General features: G+C 71.4%; 16 protein-coding genes. All 16 read right to left on the bottom strand.

Annotated features, from left to right (window positions below; all coding sequences use genetic code 11):
* Positions 1-18: 18 nt before the first annotated feature.
* The 16 genes from Pflav_RS41970 to Pflav_RS41895 all read right to left on the bottom strand — a co-directional run bounded on the left by Pflav_RS41970 (position 19) and on the right by Pflav_RS41895 (position 19,061).
* Positions 19-2,421 carry a toxin glutamine deamidase domain-containing protein gene (locus Pflav_RS41970; RefSeq protein WP_173042017.1) on the bottom strand — a complete coding sequence of 801 codons (2,403 nt, stop codon included), beginning with the start codon at positions 2,419-2,421 and terminating at the stop codon, positions 19-21.
* A complete protein-coding gene (locus Pflav_RS41965; RefSeq protein WP_173042016.1) occupies positions 2,400-2,735 on the bottom strand; it encodes a hypothetical protein in 336 nt (111 codons plus the stop codon). The genes Pflav_RS41970 and Pflav_RS41965 overlap by 22 nt, the downstream gene beginning before the upstream one ends.
* Positions 2,736-2,807: 72 nt before the next feature.
* Positions 2,808-7,319 (bottom strand): hypothetical protein, encoded by a 4,512-nt coding sequence (locus tag Pflav_RS41960; RefSeq protein WP_173042015.1) that lies wholly within the window; start codon positions 7,317-7,319, stop codon positions 2,808-2,810.
* Positions 7,316-9,562, bottom strand: a complete 2,247-nt coding sequence (locus Pflav_RS41955) for a WXG100-like domain-containing protein (protein WP_173042014.1) — start codon at positions 9,560-9,562, stop codon at positions 7,316-7,318. Before Pflav_RS41955 ends, Pflav_RS41960 begins: the two co-directional genes overlap by 4 nt.
* Before the next feature lie 20 nt (positions 9,563-9,582).
* On the bottom strand, positions 9,583-10,251 hold the full coding sequence (locus tag Pflav_RS41950) for a hypothetical protein (RefSeq protein WP_173042013.1): 669 nt from the start codon (positions 10,249-10,251) through the stop codon (positions 9,583-9,585).
* Between the two features lie 21 nt (positions 10,252-10,272).
* On the bottom strand, positions 10,273-11,187 hold the full coding sequence (locus Pflav_RS41945) for a hypothetical protein (protein WP_173042012.1): 915 nt from the start codon (positions 11,185-11,187) through the stop codon (positions 10,273-10,275).
* 3 nt (positions 11,188-11,190) lie between these two features.
* Positions 11,191-11,544 (bottom strand): hypothetical protein, encoded by a 354-nt coding sequence (locus Pflav_RS41940; RefSeq protein WP_173042011.1) that lies wholly within the window; start codon positions 11,542-11,544, stop codon positions 11,191-11,193.
* Positions 11,528-11,950, bottom strand: coding sequence for a YbaB/EbfC family nucleoid-associated protein (locus Pflav_RS41935; protein ID WP_173042010.1), 423 nt, complete (start codon positions 11,948-11,950; stop codon positions 11,528-11,530). Before Pflav_RS41935 ends, Pflav_RS41940 begins: the two co-directional genes overlap by 17 nt.
* 68 nt (positions 11,951-12,018) lie before the next feature.
* Positions 12,019-12,975 carry an SseB family protein gene (locus tag Pflav_RS41930; RefSeq protein WP_173042009.1) on the bottom strand — a complete coding sequence of 319 codons (957 nt, stop codon included), beginning with the start codon at positions 12,973-12,975 and terminating at the stop codon, positions 12,019-12,021.
* Positions 12,976-12,977: 2 nt separating this feature from the next.
* A complete protein-coding gene (locus Pflav_RS41925; RefSeq protein ID WP_232072550.1) occupies positions 12,978-14,075 on the bottom strand; it encodes an SMI1/KNR4 family protein in 1,098 nt (365 codons plus the stop codon).
* Positions 14,072-14,677, bottom strand: a complete 606-nt coding sequence (locus Pflav_RS41920) for a hypothetical protein (RefSeq protein ID WP_173042008.1) — start codon at positions 14,675-14,677, stop codon at positions 14,072-14,074. The genes Pflav_RS41925 and Pflav_RS41920 overlap by 4 nt, the downstream gene beginning before the upstream one ends.
* Positions 14,674-16,716 (bottom strand): hypothetical protein, encoded by a 2,043-nt coding sequence (locus Pflav_RS41915; protein WP_173042007.1) that lies wholly within the window; start codon positions 16,714-16,716, stop codon positions 14,674-14,676. The genes Pflav_RS41920 and Pflav_RS41915 overlap by 4 nt, the downstream gene beginning before the upstream one ends.
* 9 nt (positions 16,717-16,725) lie before the next feature.
* Complete coding sequence (locus Pflav_RS41910) at positions 16,726-17,703, bottom strand: hypothetical protein (protein WP_232072548.1); 978 nt, start codon at positions 17,701-17,703, stop codon at positions 16,726-16,728.
* A 125-nt stretch (positions 17,704-17,828) separates the two neighbouring features.
* Positions 17,829-18,122 (bottom strand): WXG100 family type VII secretion target, encoded by a 294-nt coding sequence (locus Pflav_RS41905; protein ID WP_232072546.1) that lies wholly within the window; start codon positions 18,120-18,122, stop codon positions 17,829-17,831.
* Between the two features lie 31 nt (positions 18,123-18,153).
* Positions 18,154-18,576, bottom strand: a complete 423-nt coding sequence (locus tag Pflav_RS41900; protein WP_173042005.1) for a WXG100 family type VII secretion target — start codon at positions 18,574-18,576, stop codon at positions 18,154-18,156.
* A 209-nt stretch (positions 18,577-18,785) separates the two neighbouring features.
* The gene (locus tag Pflav_RS41895; RefSeq protein ID WP_173042004.1) at positions 18,786-19,061 is read right to left on the bottom strand and encodes an isoamylase early set domain-containing protein; all 276 of its coding nucleotides are present in this window, start codon (positions 19,059-19,061) and stop codon (positions 18,786-18,788) included.
* Positions 19,062-19,149: the final 88 nt, after the last annotated feature.

Raw genomic sequence — 19,149 nt, 5'->3', positions numbered from 1 at the left:
CGGACGGATCCTGCGGGCCTAGGGCTGCTGGGTCGGCCGCTGGAACGTCACCGACGGGCCCTCGCCGATCCGCTGCATCTCCTCCTCGCTCGGCAGCTCGACTCCCAGGCTCTCCCGGGCGATCCGCTCCGCCGTCGCCCGGTCCACCGTCTCGAACCGGTCGGTCCAGTCCAGGCTGGTCGAGATCCAGTTCAGGGAGGCCGACGCCTCCGTCCAGGTCCGGTGGCGGTGACTCCAGCCGACGGTCACCAGCCGCCGATCCGGGGCCAGGCTCCCCTCCGCCAGCAGGCCCACCGGCGGGTCCGTCCGGTCCTCCCGGCGGTAGAGCGCGAAGTACTTGAAGGATGCTGTCATCGATCTTGCCTTCCTGCACCAGCGAGGGGCGACTGGGAAGTCTTCCACGCCGAGCCCGTGTGCCCGGACATCGTCCGCGAACGTCAGTCCATGGTCCGCCAGCCAGCCCTCGTACCTCGTCCACACCTCGCTCCGCGCGGCGATCCACTTGGCGAAGCTCGTGTCCTTGCCCAGCGCCGGATCCATCCCGCCGGGGATCCGGTGGGCCAGGTCCGCGTCCCGGTTGACCTTGAGTATCTCCAGGAACGCGCGCACCCGCTCGTGTGGCGGCAGACTCTCCTGGGTGACCGGATCGGGCCGGTCCAGCCGGACCCGCTCGTACGCGTCGTGCGTCAGCTTGCCGGCGTCCCAGGATGCCTGGGTCGGGAACTGGAGCTCGATGGCGTGCCCGTCCGGGTTGCGCAGCGTGACGTTGCGCCCGTAGAACCGGTTGCCAGGCCGCCAGAAGCTCTTGTCGTCGGCTGGGTCGTACCGGTAGTTGTACGGCTCCGCCTGGAGCCGCTCCAGCGCCGCGGTCACCACCGCGTCGTACTCAGGACCCTCCGGCGCCCGCAGCGAGAACCGGGCCAGATCGTTCGCCTGCCGCAGGAACGCGTCGACGGGGGCGGTGTCGCCTTCCACGAGGATGCCGGCGACGTCGCCTTCGATGACGTACTTGCGGGCCAGCGAGACAAGTCCCTTGACGTCGTTTTCGCCGTTGCCGATGACCTCGACGTCGGTGGTGCCGAAGTCTCGCCGCAGCGCGTCCGCCACCTCCGTGAGGTCGGCGCGCATCTGCCGCGCCACCGGCCCGGCCGCGTCGAGGGCCGTCTGGAGGGCGCCCGCGTCCGCCGGGTCGAGCGCGTCGAGGTACGCCTGGTCGGTCGCGTGCGGGGCGGGACCGCCCTGCGGCGCCTGGCCGTCGGCTACCGCGGGGGCGTCGTCGGCTCCGGCCAGATCTGCCGACCGGTCAGCCGGCCCTCCCGCTTCGCCTCGCTGTACTGCGCCATCAGGATCCTGGTCGACAGGCTGGACTGGACCGTCACCGTCCCGTTCCGGTCGATGATGTAGCTCCCCTGACCCAGTTGCATCCCCCGGCTGCGTTCCTCGTCCGTCAGGACCACCCTCGCCAGCCAGCCGCTCTCGAACTGGAGCAGGGTCACCTCCCGGCCCGCCCCGATCAGCCGACTGATCAGCGTCCGGGCTTCGTCCTCCGTGATCTGGGGTTCCTGCGGTGTCATAGGGCGTTCCCTCGATGTTGGTGGTGGGTCTCGCGGCCGGAGCCGGCGGGGTGCTGGTCGTGGATGGCGCGGCCGGGGCCGGCGGGGCGCCCAGGCTGTCGCCGCGCATGGACCACAGCGTGTGCGTGTCGGCCATGTAGTGCGTCGGCGGGGAGGTCCAGGTCTGGCCGTGCTGCGGGTCCCACCACACCGGCCCGCTGGCGCCGTGCGGGTAGACGATGACGAACGCGTGGGAGGACGTGGAGGGGACTACGTCGCCGTTCGCGTCGGTGCTGACCTGGCCGGTCGCGCTGTCGAAGTCGAGCCAGTCCGCGATGACGAGCGCCGAGGCGCCCGGGCCGGCCGCCGCGATCTGGGCGTGCAAATCGGCGTACTGCCCAGCCACCGCCGCCGCCCGGCCGGCCGGGTCGCCGGGCATCGGGCTGGACGGGCCGTCCCAGGTCCCGCCGAGCCAGTTCTCCGCGCGGTCGACCCCGTCCGCCTCACCGCTCGTCGTGTCTGGCGTACCGTCCGGCAGCACGTCCGGCCAGCGCGGGGCGGAGACCCGCGGGTCACCGTAGAAGCTGGAGAGCGCGGCGAGCGAGGAGTCGAGGCAGTTGTTGTTTCGGCCGGGCATGTTGGGCCCGCCGTCGTTGACGAGCCGGCCGTACGGGTGGGTGGACGGGTCGGCGCCCGTCTGGTACCCGGAGCCGGTGTCCAGGGACTGCTCGATGTCGGCCTGGAACTGCGGGTCCTCGATCGGCCCGAGGTGGTCGGGGCCGGTCGTGCGCGTCGTGTCCAGCGACGGCACGCCCGGCGCCAGCGCGCCGGGGTCGGTCAGCGGGCCTAGCTGCCCGCCGGGCCCCACTTCCGGGCGTACTCCTCCGCCGCCCGATCCCCGATCGCCTGTAGCTCCTCCTCGGTCGGCAGCTGCGTTCCCAGGGTCTCCCGGGCGATCCGCTCGGCCGTCGACCGGTCCACTATCCGGAGCCGGTCCTCGTAATCCGGATTGATCTGCATCGCGCCCAGGGAGGCCTGTGCTTCCGTCCAGTCCGCGTCCTGGTGATCCCACCCCACTACCCGATGGGGCAGTGCCGGGTCCGCCTGTCCCTCCGCCAGCAGGCCCACCGGTGTGGTCAGGTCCCGGCGGTAGAGAACGTAGTAGGTGAAGCGTTCGCTCATCGAGCTTGCCCTTCTCCGGCACCGCCGGGTCGGCCGGGATCAGCTTCGGGTCGATCGGGAAGTCGGCCCGGGTCAGCCCATGCTGCCGCACCTCGTCCTCGAACGTGCGGCCCTGGTCGGCGAGCCACTGCTGGTACTCGGCCCATTGCTGGGGCCGGCTCGCGATCCACTTCGCGAAGCTGGTGTTCTTGGACTGGGCCGGGTCGACCCCGCCGGGGACCGGTTCCGTGACCCCCTGGTTGGCCCGGAGGATGCGCAGGAACGCCTGGGCCCGCTCGTGCACCGGGAACTCCTGCCCGGTGACCGGGTCCCTGCCCTCCAGCCGGAAGATCTCGTAGTCCCCGTGGGTCGTGTCGCCGACGGCGAACGACTCGCCGGTCGGGAACTGGAGCTCGATCTTGTGCCCATCCGGCGAAAGCAGCGTGATGTTGCGCCCCAGGAAGCGGTTGCCCGGCCGCCAGAAGCTCTTGTCGTCCGCTGGGTCGTACCTGTAGTTGTACGGCTCGGCCTGGAGCCGCGCGAGCGCGGCCTGGACGATCTCGGTGTACCGCGGTCCGTCGAGCACCGACAGCGAAAAGCGGGCGAGGTCGTTGACGTCTGCCATGAAGTCGCCGAAGCTGCCCTCGCGGCGGCCCTCGATGAGGTACTTCCGGGCCAGCGAGGCGAGCTTCTTGACGTCCTTCTTGCCGTCGCCCTCGACCCGCACGGACCCGTCGCCGAACTCGGCGGCCAGTGCATCCGCCACCTGCTTGAGGTCGCTGCGCATCTGCTCGGCGACGGGCCTGGCGGCCGTGAGAGCCGCCTCCATCGTCTGCCGCTGGTCCGATGTAAGCGCGTCGACGTACCGCTGCTCGATGGTCCGTGCGTCGGGGGTGCCGTCCTGTGCGTCGGGGGTGCCGCCGTCCTGCTCCAGCTCAAGCTCGTCGGGCGTGGACCCGTCCTGGTCCCGCGTCCCGTCCTCGCTTCGCGTTCCGTCGTCACCCCGCGTCCCGTCCTCGGCGCGCGTCCCATCCTCGGACCGGGTCCCGCCGTCGGACCGGGTCCCGTCGCCCGCCGGCGGCGTGGTGGCGTCGCCTGCCGGCGGCGTGGTGGCGTCGCCTGCCGGCGGCGTGGTGGCGGCGCCTGCCGGGGCGTGGTGGCGGCGCCTGGCGTGCCGGGCGCCGGTGGGGTCGGCCCGCCGCCATCCGGCGTCGGGGAGACGAACCGCCCTGCCGTGGCGTCCCACTCGCCCACCACGGTCGTGCCGGCGTCGGTCTCGTGCGTGATCCGGCCGTCGTGGTACACGACGCGGCTGCCGTCGCCGAGGTAGATCTCGATCTTGCCGACCTGGTCCAGCCGGGTCTCGTTGGGATCGCTCAGCATCCGGCCGAAGCGCGCCTTCAGCGAGTTCACCGCGTGCTCGTAGGAGAGGCCGTCCGGCTGGTCGGGATCCTTGTTCTCGGCGTTCCGGCCGTCGAGGGCGACGTCGCCCTCCAGCCGGCTCTGGTCCGGCTGTGGGTCGAACTTGTCCAAGGCGCGGGTCAGCTGGCTGTCCACCGCCGCGCGGCTGTCCCTGCCCACGCTCTTGTACTCGACCGCCGTACCGGGGTCCTCCGGGCCGGTGCGCTCCAGCGCCTCCATCGACTTGTAGCCGTTGTTGAACTCGGGGTGCCGCGGAGTGCGCGTGACATGCCGCCCCTCGTCGGCCCGCTGGTTGGCGAAGTCGCGCTCCTTGGGATCGAAGCCCTCGTCCGTCCCGTCGTGCGCGTCGGTCACGCCCTCCTGGTACTTGTCGCCCAGCGGGCCGCGCTGCTCCGGATCCACGCCGTCGAAGTGCTCCGGCGGCACGTCGTGGCGGTACGGGTCGTCCGGGTCCGGCGGCGATCCCTGCTCGGCCTCTCGTGTGCCGATTCCGTCCTGCTGGGAGGCGTCGGGCTGCGCCACCGGATCGGGACCGGGTTGCGGGCTTGTGCCCGATGGTTGCCCCGGTCCGGGCTGGCCAGACGGGGTGCCGGGGCCGTTCAGGTCGGGGAAGCTCGTCTGCGTCTGGCGCTGCCGCAGGGCGTCGAGGTCGATGCCATGCGTGTCGGCCACGTGCTGGGTGAGCGGTCCGACCAGGCCGCCCTCCTGGCGCTGCGCCGGGTCGGGGTGCGTCGACTCGGCAATCGCCGTACGCGCCTGGCCGATGATCGTGTCCGGGTCGGTGGTGAGCACGCCGTCCGGGATGGAACTCGCCGGAATGTTGTACCGGCGCATCACCTCGGCCCGCAGCTCGTCCGGGGTGAGGGCGGCGAGTTCGCGGTACCCGTCCGAGTTGGGGATGCGCGGGTCGCCGCTGGGATCGGGCGAGCGGTGGCCCGCCAGCCCGTGCAGAAACTCCTGCTGCACGGTGAAGGCCTGGAACTCCCGCTCCAGCCGAAGCTGGCGGTACACGTCCTGCCGCGCGTCGGGGTGCACATGGTCCTCGACCATGTCCCTGAGCATCGCGTTGTTGGGCTGCACCGCGTGCATCCCCTCGTGCACCATCGTCGTGGCGATGGCGCTGAGCGAGCGCGGGTCGCCCGACGAGGTCGTGGGGTTGATGAACATCGCGCCGAGCCGGGGGTCGTAGAACCCGCGCGGCTGCTGCACGGTGACCTGGTCGAGCAAGGTCTGCGTGACCGCGCTGGGTGGCAGGATCCTGTGCAGCGAGGCTACGTCCATCGGCACCGTGCGCTCGAAGAGCCGGGTGGCGTGCGCCTCGAACTCCGGCCCCATCACGTCGCCGATCTTCGCGATGGCGATCGCCTGCGAGATCGGGTCGAACCGCCCGGTAGCGGGGTCGATGCTGGCCGCCCGGTTGGCCATCTCGACCGAGTTGAGCGGGTCGACGCCGTCGAGGTCGCGCCAGCCCGGGTCGGCCGGCCGGCCACCCCGGTCGAAGTCGCGCCAGTCGCGGTACGTGTCCGCGTACGAGTTCACCGCCCGGCTCAGGTCGCGCACCTGCTGGACCATGTCGCCCATCTGCCCGGTGGCGCGCGCGGCGTCGGCGCTGGCCTGGAGGCGGTTGGCGAGCTGGCGGATGTTCTCCAGGTCGGCGAGTCGGGTAGCCACCGCCTCCGGCGAGTAGCGGGCGAGCAGCCTGTCCCGCGCCCGGTCGACAAGCTCGTTGACCTGGCGCGGCAGGTCGGCACCGGTCCGCGTGACGTCCGGCGAGAAGTTGGCGGTCGGCACCAACTCCGGCTCGATGACGCTGTCCCCGTCACCCCCATCCGGCGGTGGCGGCCCATCCGGACTACTGCCATCCGGCATAGACCCATCCGCACGTGACCCGTCGGCCGTGCTGGCGTCGGGCCTGCCGCCGTCGGGCGTGCCCGCATCCGGACGCGAGCCATCGGGCGTGCTGCCATTGGGCGTGGCCGCATCCGGACGCGAACCGTCCGGTGTGGACCCATCCGGCCGCGCCCCATCGACGGTCGGCGTCGCCGTCCCGTCCCGGTCGCGCGCCCCATCCGGCGTCGCCCCGTCCGCACGCGACCCATCAGGCCTGCCGCCATCGGGCGTGCTGGCGTCGGGCCTACCGCCATCGGGCATGGCGGCATCCGGACGCGAACCGTCCGGTGTGGACCCATCCGGCCGCGCGCCATCGGTGGTCGGCGTCGCGGTTCCGTCCCGGTCGCGCGCCCCATCCGGCGTCGCCCCGTCCGCACGCGACCCATCAGGCCTGCTGCCGTCCGGCGTGGCGGCATCCGGACGCGAACCGTCCGGTGTGGATCCATCCGGCCGTGAGCCGTCGGGCGTGCTGCCGTCCGGGCGGGGGCCGTCGCTGGTCGGTGTGCGCGGGCCATCTCCGGTCCGGGATCCGTCCGGTGTGGCACCGTCCGGGGTCCGGCCGGCGCCGTCCGGACCGCGCGGCCCGTCTGGCGTTGGTGTGTCCGTGCCGGGGTCGGGCGGCGCGAGCGTGGAGTCCGGCGCCCGCGCACCGGACGGCGTCTGCGGTCCGACTGCGGCGGGCGTGGGCTGAGGCGAGGGGGGTGTGGGCTGAGGCGAGGCCGGTGTGGGCTGAGGCGAGGCCGGTGTGGGCTGAGGCGAGGCCGGTGTGGGCTGAGGCGAGGCCGGTGTGGGCTGAGGCGAGGCCGGCGAGCCGGGGACCGGGGATCCAGCCGTGGGCGAACCGGTTGTCGGGTTCAGCGGCGGCGCCAGCGTGCCGGCGCGCAGCTCGCCAAGCCGGCTCGCGATGTCCGCCTGGCTCATCGGGGTGCGGTTGCCGTTGCTGTCGACGTTCGTGAAGTGGTCCGCCAGGTACGACTGAAGCCGCCGCCCGTAGTCGCCGAGGCTCTCCGGGGGCGTGCTCAGCGCGTGCTGCACCATGTCGGGCGTCAGCAGCGGGGCGTCCCGGCCCGTGCCGTTGCCGCCCGACCGCGAGGTGAACATCTCGCCCACACCGCGCGCGTAGTCCGCGCTGACCTGCTGCTCGATGCGCTTGCGCCACTCGTACCACTTGGGCTTCTCGCGCGCGGGAGCACCGTCGCCGGCAGGCTGGGCACCGTCCTGGCGTCCGGCGCCGTCGGCACGACCCGAGGCACCGTCGGCGCGGCCGGACGAGGCGCCGTCGGTCTGGATCACGGGTGGGGCGGCCGCCGCGCCGCCACCGTCAGACGTGCTGCCGTCGGGCTGACCGGAACCCGCGGAGGGGTCAGCCGTGCTCGTGCTGCCGTCGCCGGTCGTCGAACCGTCCGCTGTGGACGTCGACCCGTCCGCCTGCGGCGTACCATCGCCGGTCGCGTCGGGCGTGCCTGTGGCATCGGGCGTGGCGACGTCCGGAGTGGAGCCATCCGAAGTGGAACTGTCCGGGATCGTGGAGCCGTCAGCAGTCGGCCCGGACGTCGAGGAACGCGTTCCCGCATCCCCCGTGCCAGCGTCAGGCGTAGCCGGCGACCCCGCATCGGGCGTGGCGGACGTCCCGCTATCGGGAGTGGCGCCCGACCCCCATCAGGCGAGCCCGACGTCCCAGCATCAGGCGAGCCAGGCGTCCCCGCATCAGGCGTCGCCGAGGTGGAGGCGTCCGGCGTTGCCGTCGTTCCCCCGTCAGCCGAACCCGGAGTCCCCGCATCAGGCGTGGCTGGGCTTCCGGCATCGGGCGTGGCCGGCGTCCCAGCATCAGGCGAGCCAGGCGTCCCAGCATCAGGCGTCGCCGGCGTCCCAGCGTCCGGCGTGGCCGGGGTTCCGGCATCGGGCGAGCCAGGCGTTCCCGCATCGGGCGAGCCAGGCGTTCCCGCATCAGGCGTCGCCGAGGTGGAGGCGTCCGGCGTGGCCGGCGTTCCCGCATCAGGCGTCGCTGGCGTCCCGGCGTCCGGGGTGGCCGGGACCTGGGTGCCGGGCGGAGGCTGCCCACCCTGCGGCGTCCCATCGGCCGTGGACCCGTCGGCGGTCTGGCCGTCACCCGGCGTGCCCGTCTGCGGCGTCCCGTCGCCAGCGGCGGGCGGCGCGGCCGTGGTCGAGTCCCCACTCTGCCCGCCCGAGGAAGACGACGAGCCACCCTGCTGGCCACCGGAGGACGACGAGCCCTGCTGGCCACCGGACGAGGACGAGGAGGAGGAGGAAGACGACGACGAGCCGCCGCGACCCGAACTCGACGACGAACCCTGCGAGCCGGTCGCCCCGGTCGCCCCGGTCGCCCCGGTCGCCCCGGTGGCGCCGGTGGCGCCGGTGGCACCGGTGGCACCGGTCTGGCCGAGCAGCCCACTCGGCAGGCCGGTCTGGCTGCCGAGGTTGCTGCCCTGCCCCAGGTTGGCCGGCGCGCCGCTGCCCTGCTGGCCGCCGAAGAGCTGGCCCGCGCCCTGCTGGAGCGCCGGCGTCACGATGTCCGGCCGGTGGCGCCCACCCGGCTCGCTCAGGATCTCGCCGAGGAGCGCGGCCGGCGTGACCGACTCCCACAGGTTGTCGAGCGTCATTCCACTGTAGACGCCGTTGCGCTGGGCCCACTCCGTAAGGCCCATCTGGTCGATGAGGCGGTCGCGGCCGATCTGGAGGACGTTGTCGCCGACCTGCCCCAGGCCGAACGCCACGGCCTCGGTGACCCGGCTGTGGATGCCGAACATCAGCGGGCCACCGATCGCACCCGCGATGAAGCTGTCCACCAGCTCCATGCCGAACCGGCCGGCCCACCCTTCGGTAAACGGGTCGTGTCCCTCAAGGGCCTGGATCAGCATGATCCCGCCCTTCATGGCGCCCATGAAGCCGGCGTACGCGAGGCCGCCGCGCAGGGCGGCCGCACCGACGCCCTTGATTCCACTTTGGATGAAGCGCCGGATGCCCGCCTTGATGGTCTCCTGCCACAGCTTGCGCAGCAGCTCCCGGGCGATGGTGTAGATGGTCTGGCGGCCGGCCGCGATCGCCGCCAGACCCGCCACGCCCCCGATGCCGGTCCAGATCGTGAGGATCGCCTGGATCAGCGCGATCGCCATCATCACGAGCGTGATGACGGCCATCCACTTCATGGTCTCGATCTCGAGCGCCTTGCCGTGGACGAGCTGCTGCATCGAGCCGAGCGCCTCGCCCATGCTCGCCGTCTCGTCCATGTAGCCCTGGAGGCTCTCGCGCACGAGCTGGGCGGCGCCGTCGCCCTGCCACACCGAGAGGTCCCGGATGTACTCCTGGATCTCTTCGAGGTGGTCGGCGTACAGCTCAGCGGCCGACTGGTACGAGTCCGAGAGGTCGAAGAGACGATCGTGGCGAGCCTCAGGCCACTGCGTGATCATCTCGAGGAAGTCGCCGAGGACCGGAATCCACTCGTTGATCTGGATGAAGCATTGCCGCACGGCTTCCAGCGCGGCATCGGCGGCGTCCTCCGCGACGTTTCCGGACATCTGGCCCTCCCCCGGCAGGCTCAGCCGACCCGGTACGGGCGCTCGACACCTCGGGCCAGGTAACGGCGCACCCAGGACGCCGGTCGCCCACCACCGCCGACGACCGTCCACTGGAGAACGTCCACAGCGGACTTGGTCTCGGTCAGGAAGTAGTGCACGGAGCAGAACTCCAGCTCGACCCCGCCGCCATCGCCACGGACCGCCGGCGCCGAGACCAGGGCCGGGTCGACCCACTCGTACTCGGCGGCGAACTGAGCGCGGTCGCGGACGAGCGCGCCGGCCCGGTGGCCGCCGGTCGCGGAGAATGGCAGCACCGTGGACCTGTCGATGTGCTCGCCCGAGTACAGCTCGGCCAGCACCTCTGCATACGCCAGCGGGTCCACCTCGGCACCAAGTCCCCGGCCGAGCTCGCGGATCGCCGCCGGGTCATTGAGGAACAGGTCCTGGTCGCCGGTGAAGAGCAGCCCATACGTGATGGCGAAGTTGTCCATGAACCGGTCCGCGACCACGCGCACCGCGGCGTCCACCCACGCCGCCTGACCGATCAGCCAGTCAGCCGGGCGCGCCTCGTACCCGTAGTCGTCGACCGTGAACGTCAGCACGTGCTCCCACTCGCGCCGCTTGCCGACAGCGTCCCCGGGCGCCAGCGCATGCCGCTCCAGGGCCGCGACCACCCGATCCCAGTCCACCCGTCTCTCCCCCGTTCACCGTCACGCCGGCACGCGCGCCCGCAGCGCCACGACAAGATCGAGCACCAGCGCGCCGAGCGGCTCCGGGCCGGCCGCCACCGGCGTACGCCCGGTCAGCTCCTCGACCTCACCAGGCGCACCGTCCCGGCGGGCGGCGTGCGCGCTGCCGAGCACCTCCTCGCCCACCACCCGCACGTCGAACGACACCGTACGGAGCAGGAACTCCTCGACCGGCAGCCGGACCGCGCCGGCGAGCCGGGCCATCACCTCGTCGTGCTCGTCGCGCCCGGGCCGGTCGGCGGTGCCGAGCGCGGCGGCCAGCAACAGTCCGATGTCGACCGCGTCGGCCGAGGTCCGGACCGAGGCGACCGGGCGCAGCCACCGCCTGTCGAACACCGGCACGAACTGGAGCAGCCCGTCGGTCTCGCAGACCGTGACCGCGCCGGGGCTCACCCGCCAAACCGGTGCCGGTGAACGGGCCGCGCTGAGCGCCGGCTCGCGCCAGAGTGGACGGCCGTCCTCCTCCGCCGAGGTGCCGGGCGAGAACTCGCGCACGCCCCGCCCCGGCAGGAAGTCGGCGAAGACGTCACTGTCGTCCCCGTACGCCATCGGCAGCTGGAGCGTGGTGAGCCGGTCGAAGACGGCCCGGCCGAGGCGCTCCCGCGGCCCGCGAAACTCAACGCTGACCACGAACTCGTACGGCTCGTACGCCGTATCCGCCGACAGGCCCGGATCACCGTCCCGCCCGAGGTCGGTGAGCGTGAGGTTGAGATGCGCCCAGCCGTCGACGCCGACCCAGGGCTGGGCGTCTGCGGGCAGCACGTAGCTTCGCCCGTTGTAGAAGTACCCCCGCAGGTCGAGCGCCTCCGCCACCCGGTGGGCGAGCTCCTGGCCCGGTCCCGCGTACTTCACATAGATCTCGACGGTGTCGGCCATCGACTAAAGGTTTGCCCGGTTGATGTCGGCGCGGTTGTCCTCGTCGACACCCTGGTACTGGGTCATGGCCAGGATCGTCTTGTCGGCGGGCTTGATCAGGCCGTCGCCGGCACGGCTGAGCCCGTCGTCGACGGCGTCGCGCAGCGGCATGTCGCTTCCCTCGGGCACGACGTTGTACGTCTGCTCGAACGCCTGCCCGTACTGGTCGCCGCCCCACGGGCGCTCGGCGTTGACCGCGTTGATCTCGGCGAGGATGCCCTGCGCCTGGCCCTTGAACGAGGTCCCGATCGAGCGCAGGATCGCGCCGGTGCCGCTCACCTCGTTGGGGTCGTCCTGGATGTCAAGGAAGGAACCCACGGCCATCCTCCTCGTTCTTCTTCAGCGCCTTCGACAGGTCGGCGTCGTGACTTTCCATCAATACGTCGAAATCAGTCTTTCCGATCACGCCCAATCCACGATCCTTGGGCATGACTTTGTCGATGATTTCCTTCGTCTGTTTGTTGGCGTCTTCGACAGCCGCGCGAACGGTCGAGAGGATCGACGCGGCCAGTGCCTTGGAGTTGGGCGTGCGGTAGACGCGGGGGTCGATCTCCAGCTCCACGAGCTGCCCGCGCGGGCCGACCACGGCCTTGATCATCCGGTCGTCGGACCAAGCCGTACCGGTGATCTCCATCATCTGCTGCCGTGTCTGTGCCGCGTTTTCGATGGTCTGCTGGAGGTCGTCAATCACGCCGCGAATCGCCGACCATTGCGGTCGCTCCATGCGTCCCACCTCCCCCTAGACCCGTTAGGCCTGCTCCGACAATAGATGATCCTTGCATCGATCGGGTATCAGCCCTCACCTCGCAGCGCCCCGCCGATGCCGCCCGGGGGCAGCTGGATCGGTGGCGGCTCGAGGTCTGCAAATGGCGATACCGGCGGCGGTGGGGGTGGCGGTGGCGGGTCGCCGCCGAGGCGCCGCCGCACCAACAGTTCCGCGTACGCCACCAACTGCCGCACCCGCTCCCCCGGCAGCGTGATGGCGATCGGCGAGCCGGGATTGACCGCGAGCCGGTGGTCGTCGCCCGGCCACTGCCGCAGTACCGAGATGAAGTCGAGCGTCACCACCGGGACGTCCAGATCGCGCCCGCCGAGGCACTCCTCGTAGCGGTCGACCGAGGTGAAGGCCGGCACGACCAGCACACCGTCCATCTCCAGCGCCTGCGTCGGCACCATCACCTGGGCGGTGACGAGCACGTCGAGCAGCACCTCGGCGTCCGGGGCGACGAGCGCGTCGCGCAGCAGCCGTTCCACCTCGTTGGCCGGGGTGAAATCACGCATCGTCCGCTGCGTGGGCACCAGCTCCGGCACGTCCTCGGGTTTGACCAGCACGCCGATCGGGGTGACCGGATTGACCGCCAGCCCCCATCCGTCGGGCGTACCGGAGACAACTTCGGTGAGGGTTGTCGCCCGCCAGCCGTCCGCCGGCACCGACCGGTACATGGCCTCCGGCGAGGTGAAGACCAGCAGGTACGGCACGCCGTCGCGCTCGCGGGTCAGCAGCCGCTGCCGACCAGGCTGGGCGTCCGGCTCGTCCCGGAAGCCGGGCACCACGAGCGGCGCCACCGCGAGAATGCGCATCACCGAACGGATGTCGCCGTCGCCGACCGCCTGCTGGAGCTCGCGCTCCACATCGTTCACCGGCACCCAGCCGCTCGTCTGCTCGCTCAGCTGCGCCTCCCACGCTCCGTCGCTCGGCGCTCGTCCGCCGTCGTGGTCCGGACCCGTAGCCGCGCGGCTCCCGCTCATGATCACCCGGCCTCGAACATCGTGGCGACAGGGTCGCGGCCAGGCCGGGCCGACGGCTGCCAGGGCGCCTTCATCCGCGCCGGCAGGCCCGAACCGACCAGCTCGTCCCGCACCTGGGTCACCTGCCCCGCCCACCGGCCGGCCAGCTCCACGAGCGCCGCCGGCGGGCGCACCAGCCGCGTCCACAGGTCGTCGACGCTGTCCGCGCACCGGTACAGCAGGTGGGCGCAGACCTCCTCCGGCCCGAACGCCTCGCGGTCGCGCGGATCGTCGTCGTCCAGGTACCAGACCGAGTCCAGGTCGTCGCCGGAGACCTTGACCGCCAGCAGGCCACCCTGCACGTACCCGATCGGCAGGAAGTCGACGGTCAGCCGGTCGCGCACCCATTCGCCCACATAGGACAGATCCTGGTGCCGGTCCTCCCGGGCGATGCCGAACAGCTGCTGGTCGGCCACGAAGCCGAAGGGCGGGAGCACCGCGGGCGCCGCCGGGCCGGCACCGTTCGTCTCGACCAGGAAGCGCCGGTACGCCGGCGGCAGCGGCCACCCCAGCGCGCTCTCCAGCAGATCGAGCAGGTCATCGGGTACCTCGTCGCCGACGGCCGGCGCCACGGACAGCGGCTCGGCCTCGGCGCGCAGCCCGCGCCCGGTCACCGGCAGCTGGCGCACCCCGCCCGCGTGGCGGTACGAACCGTGCAGCTCGACCGGCACCAGCGCGAGCAGCCGAGCCGCGTCAGGGGCACCCACGTGCGCCCAGCACCAGCCGGCCGGCGTCGGTACCGCACCGTCCCGGCCACCGCCGAGCGTGCCCGCCGCCGTCACCGGCCACAGTGGATCGCCGTCCGGCTCCCCGGCCGTCCTGGACATCGCCGCGTTGGCCGCGAGCACGTCCAGAATCCGCTGCTCCTCGAGGGACAGCGCCGGGTCGGGCGCCGGCAGCTCCACCACCGCGCGGGCACAGAGCGGCCAGTCCGGAAAGCCGTACGGCGTAACGAGCACGCCCTGCCGGAAGCGCACCTGCAAGGTCGGCGAGCCCGGGTGGATCACGCTCATCGCGAAGCGCGCACCAGGAGCCAGGTCACCGGGATCCTCGTCCGTCATGGCGCCAACTTCGCGTACGTACCCTCCGCGACACGCACGAGGCGCTGCACGACGTCGTCGGGCATCCCGTCCGCGACGTTGGCGGCGGCCTGCACCTCCAGCACCAGGTTTCCGTGGTAGCTGGTCAGCTTCACGTCGTCCTTGTCGCCGCTCCAGTGCGCGTCCGAGCCGGCGCCGGTGACGTCGGTGAACGGGCGCTTCGCCAGTCGGCGCCCGGTCTCCACGAAGAGCTTCGCCGCCGCCTCGTTCGGCAGCAGGTCAGCATCGATGGTGAGGCTGATGCTCTTGTCCGCCGAGGTCCGCCGGGTCACGCACAGCTTCTCGGTGTTGACGAGCGGCTGTGCGTCCTCCTTCGGGTACAGGTCGGCGAACGGGGCCTGGTCGGCTTTCTCGCACAGGTCACCGGAGAGCTTGTACACGACACCGGCGGCGGGCGGCGGCGCGGACGTCCCCTCGGCCGACGGCGCGGGTGGCAGCGTGATCGTGCCGTCGGCCGGCTCGTCCGACCCGCCGCAGCCCGCGACCGCCAGCAGGAGCACGGCGGCGAGCGCCGCCGCACCCCCGCGCAGGACGGCGGCAACCGATGTCGGGGCGGCGCTCATGTGCCCAGGGTCGGCTTCGGCTCCGCCGACCGCGCCTGCGGACGAGGCGGCGCCGCGTCCAGGACGCCGCCGCCCGGGGTGTCCACCGTCCACGCGCCCTCCTGCGCGAGTACCGCGTTGATCCGGTCGAACTCTTCGTCGATCGTGACCTGCGGGTCCTTCGCGTCCCGCTTCCGGGAGCCGATCTCCGCCTCGTACCCGCTGTTGCCGTCGTTGCGCTTGCCACGCATGACACCCGCGGTCGGCTCCGGCGGCCGCGGCGCACCGGGCCCGGCCTGGGCGGAGCGCCCGACCACCGGGCTCGCGGTCCGCCGCTGCGGCGGAGCCAGCGGGTTGGGCAGGCCGCCAGGAGTGTTGGTGGACCCTGCCGAGGGGCGCGCCGGGGGCATGCGTTCCGGTGTACGCGGCGCGGGGCGGCCCAGCACCGGCGGGGCGGCGTCGGGCCGCAGGTTGGTGCCGTCGGGGTTTCGCTGCGTGGGCACGCCCGGCAGGCCCGGAGTACCGCGGCGCGGGCCACCGCCCCGGCCCGGCTGCCCAGGCGTCGCGTGCGGGTTACGCAGGACCGGCGACGCCGGTGTTCCGGGCGGCCCGCCGAACTGGTTCGTCATGCCGGGCGCGGCCGGCGTGCCCGGCCTCGTGGGCGTGGTCTTGTCGGGGGCGCCGCCCTTGCCCTGCGGCGGAGCCATCGGCGTGTTCGGATTCGGACCGCGGCCCTTGATGGCCGGTGGCGGCGGCGCCTGACCGGGACGTCCACCCTGCGGCATCCCCGGCGGCAGGCCTTCCCCGCCCGGCGGGGTCATGCCGGCGCGCAGGACGCCCGGTCCGGTACCGGACTTGAGGTTGCTCAGCAGGTCGTTGGTCGCGGGCAGGGCACCCGGGCGCACCGCGGGCAGCCCGCCCGGGCCGCCGGTCGTGAGGGCAGGCGGCGCGATGGGCGGCAGCACGGGCGGCGCGATCGCCGGGGGTGTCACGACCGGCGCGGTGATGTTCGGCGGGGTGACGGTCGGCGCGGTGATGTCGGGCGTCGGGATGTTGTCGACACTCGGCGCCGTGATCTGCGGATCGTTCACGATCTGCTGGACGTTCGGAACGTCGATTTCCGGCTTCGCTACGTTCGGCTTCGTGATGTTGGGGTCGACCCCGTCGGGCGTCGTGATGTTGGGCTTGGGGATGTTGGGCATCGGGCCGAGCTTGTAGCGCGCGATGAACTCCATGTTGGGCATCACCGCGTCGGTGGGTCCCTCGTACACCGTGGTCCGGCCGCCGGCGTAGTCCTGGCTCATCGTCGACCAGTAGTCCTGCGCCATGTCCCACTGGATCTTCTGCGCCTTGTGGTGCCAGGCGAGCTGCGCATCGCGCATCCAGGTGATGTACTGCTCGGCCTCGTAGCTCTTAGGCGGGATGTCATCCGGCGAGGAGTACGGCTTGTTGGAGCTGTAGTTGTAGTTGCGCGGGTCGTCGAGCCACATCTGACTCTGCGACACCATCGCCTCTTTGTACTCACGCCAAAGCTGCACCATCTCGCCCCGGCGCTGGTTGATCACGCTTACCAACGCCAGCGTGCCCATCCAGTTCTGGTACGAGGCCTGCTCCCAGTCGTCGATCGACTTGAGCGTGGCGCCCGGCCCGCGGGCGAGGAACGCGTCGGCCCCCGCGCCGGCCCAGCCGCCGTTGCCGCCCGCGCCGTCGCCGCCCTCCTTGAGGTTCGTCGCGGCCTTCAGCACGCGGGTGCGCAGGTCGTCCAGGACCTGGTTGAGCTCGAACCACTGGTCGGCGAGCTGGTACAGGACGACCGAGTCCTGGCTCATGATCCGCTTGTAGATCTGCTCGATGCCGTTGGCGTAGTAGTCGCGGCTCTCGTCACCCGGAGATATGCCGCCCTCGAACCTCTGCGCGAAATTCGGCGTCGGCTCGATGTAGGTCTCGTTTCCCGGCGGCGGGTAGTACCTGATGTCGTCGCCCATCCTGGCCGCCAGGCGGCGGTTTTCGACAAGCTCCCGGTTTTGCCCGGTGGTGTACCCGAAGTAGTCGTCCGACATGGTGCGCTCCTACGCCATGCCGTAGTTGTTAACGGCCTGCTGGTCGCCATCGGTCTCAAGGCGGTCGGCGGCGTCCCCGACCGGCGCCTCGACGCCGCCGTCCTGGTGGCTGTCGCGCCGCACGGTCGTCTCCGTGGGCTCCCCCGCGGGCTCGTCGCCGACCTGGGTCTGGTTTTGGATGGTGACGCTGCCGTCGGAGTTTTCGGTCGTCGTGGTGGTGCTCTGCCGGCGCTGCTCGCCCTCGCCGGTGGCGGTGGTGACGGTGTTGACCGGGCGCCCGGCCCCGTTTTCGTAGCTGCGCTCGGTCGTGCTCGACAGCAGCGTGCCGTCCGCCCCGTAGATGTACACCGTGCTGACCGTGACAAGCTGACCGTTGGGACCCGACTCGTATCCGGAGTAGGTCTGCTTGCGGGAGCCGTCGCCGAACGTGTAGATCGTGCCGTACGGGTACGACACGGTGTTCGTCGCGTACCTCTCGTCGCCGGTCAGGGCCTGCGCGTTCTGCCCGGTCTCCTCGGCCATCCGCATCTTCCACTCCTGGAAGGTCTCGGTGCCGCGGAAGCCGCTTGGGCCGTTGGCACCGGAGTCGCCGAAGACGAAACCGATGTCGTTGAGGTTGGCGCCGTTTTCGTTGTCGGAGCCCTCGTACATCTCGGCGACGACGGCCGCCGCGTTGCCAATGTTGATGATTCCCTGAGACACGTCGGCGACGAACCGCTGGAAGTCACCCACGCGGTGGGTGAGGAACCGGGCCGCCTGCTGGCCTTCCGGCAGGACCTCGCCTTCGAGCGGCGTGGACAACGCGGTGTGAATCATCATTTGCATCTCGGCCATCGCGTTGCTGGCCGCGCCCGTGGCTTCACCCGACAGCCGGGTCATCTCTTCCCAATAGGTGACCAGGTCGGTGACCTCGACGTTGACCCGGTCCCCGAAGGACTCGTAGTCGTACGTCGTGCTCCCGCCGCCACCGCCGTCGTCTCTCACCACAGTGCCACCCCCGTATCAACCTTGCGACGTACTTACCAGCGTGCTCTGCCAGGCACAAGGTTCAGACGCCGGTCCCGGCGGAGCTCTCGCCTCCGCCGGGACCCGTCAGCGTCGATGCCGTGTAATCAGAAGCCGGCGGAGATCGACTGGTCGACCTGCTGCATGCGCTCGGACGAGGCGCCGAGCGCCTGGCCGAGCCGGAGCAGCGCGCCCTTGATCTCGTCGGCGCCCGCATTCCACTGCTGCTGGGCCGCGTCGCACGCCTGACCCGCCGAGCCCTGCCAGTCCTGCGCGAAGAGCGTCTTGAAGTCGTTGTACAGGTCGCCCAGCTCGACGTCCATGCTGCCGGAGAACGTGCCGATGGCGGTGGCCACGTCGGCGATGGCGCCGAAGTTGTAAGTGATGGGCAGATCAGTCATCGTGATTTCGCCTCTCGACTAGGGATGGACGTCAGCCGCGAAGGGCCGAGATGACGGCGCTGTCGCCGGTCGCACCGGCCGCGTTGCGGATGGTGGACGCGGCGTCGTCGTCCTGCACACCGAACTGTGTCGAGGCGCTGCTGATCTTGCCAGACAGATCGTCCAGCGCATTCAGAATCTTCGTAAGGCCGTTGTTGAGGTCGCCAGACACGCCTTGCAGCGCGGAGTTGGCCGAACCGCTCATGCCGCTGCCGCCGAGATCCGTCACCCGGTCCAGCAGCTGTGCCATGCCCGTGGCCAATCGCTCGCGGACATCCTGGCAGCGCGTAGCCATCTGGTTCAGCTGCGCCTGGGTCGCGTGGACATTGCCGATCCCTGGAGTTTGTGTCAAGGCAGACTCACCCCGCTCATCTGTCGTGCCCCCCGTCCCAGGGAGCCTCCCCTTGGGACGCATGGATCCCCATGCGTCTAATACTCGCGACCCGAAGGTAACGCCATTTGTCCACTCAGACCACCCTGGGGCAGGCAAGAGTCGGTTTTGCCTGCAAGATCCCCAACCGTGATCAGAGCGTCCCTCACGTTGCCAGCCCGTGAACGGGTGGCTGAACCAATACGAGGGACGCTCCGGTCCGGTTCACTAGTAGGGTGCGGGCGGCGCCGCGCTCACAGGACGAGTTCGCCGCCCTCGTGGTCGATCCGGTCGGCCTCATCGTCGTCGAGCCACACGCCACCGGTCGCGAGGTACCGGAAGCGGTATCGTCCGGGCTCCAGCTTCACGGTGATGGTCCGGGTGCCGTCACTGCGCGGTACAAGCACGTGGCGGCCGGGCTCCCACTCGTTGAAGCAGCCGACGACGCTCACCGCACCGGGAGGTGCGTCCTTCGGCAGGCAGAACGTCACCCGCGTCTTCGTACCGAACAGTTTGTTTCGCTTGATCACCTTGCTCCTCCGAGGCACCGTATGTTGGGGCTCCACCGAGCTTTGCCGGACCGCCGGCCGCTGGGTGGAAGCGACACACCGTGTTTTC

Source organism: Phytohabitans flavus (assembly GCF_011764545.1).
Classification (GTDB): domain Bacteria; phylum Actinomycetota; class Actinomycetes; order Mycobacteriales; family Micromonosporaceae; genus Phytohabitans; species Phytohabitans flavus.
The sequence above is the reverse complement of the archived record's forward strand: the minus strand, read 5'-3'. Positions and strand labels throughout refer to the sequence as shown.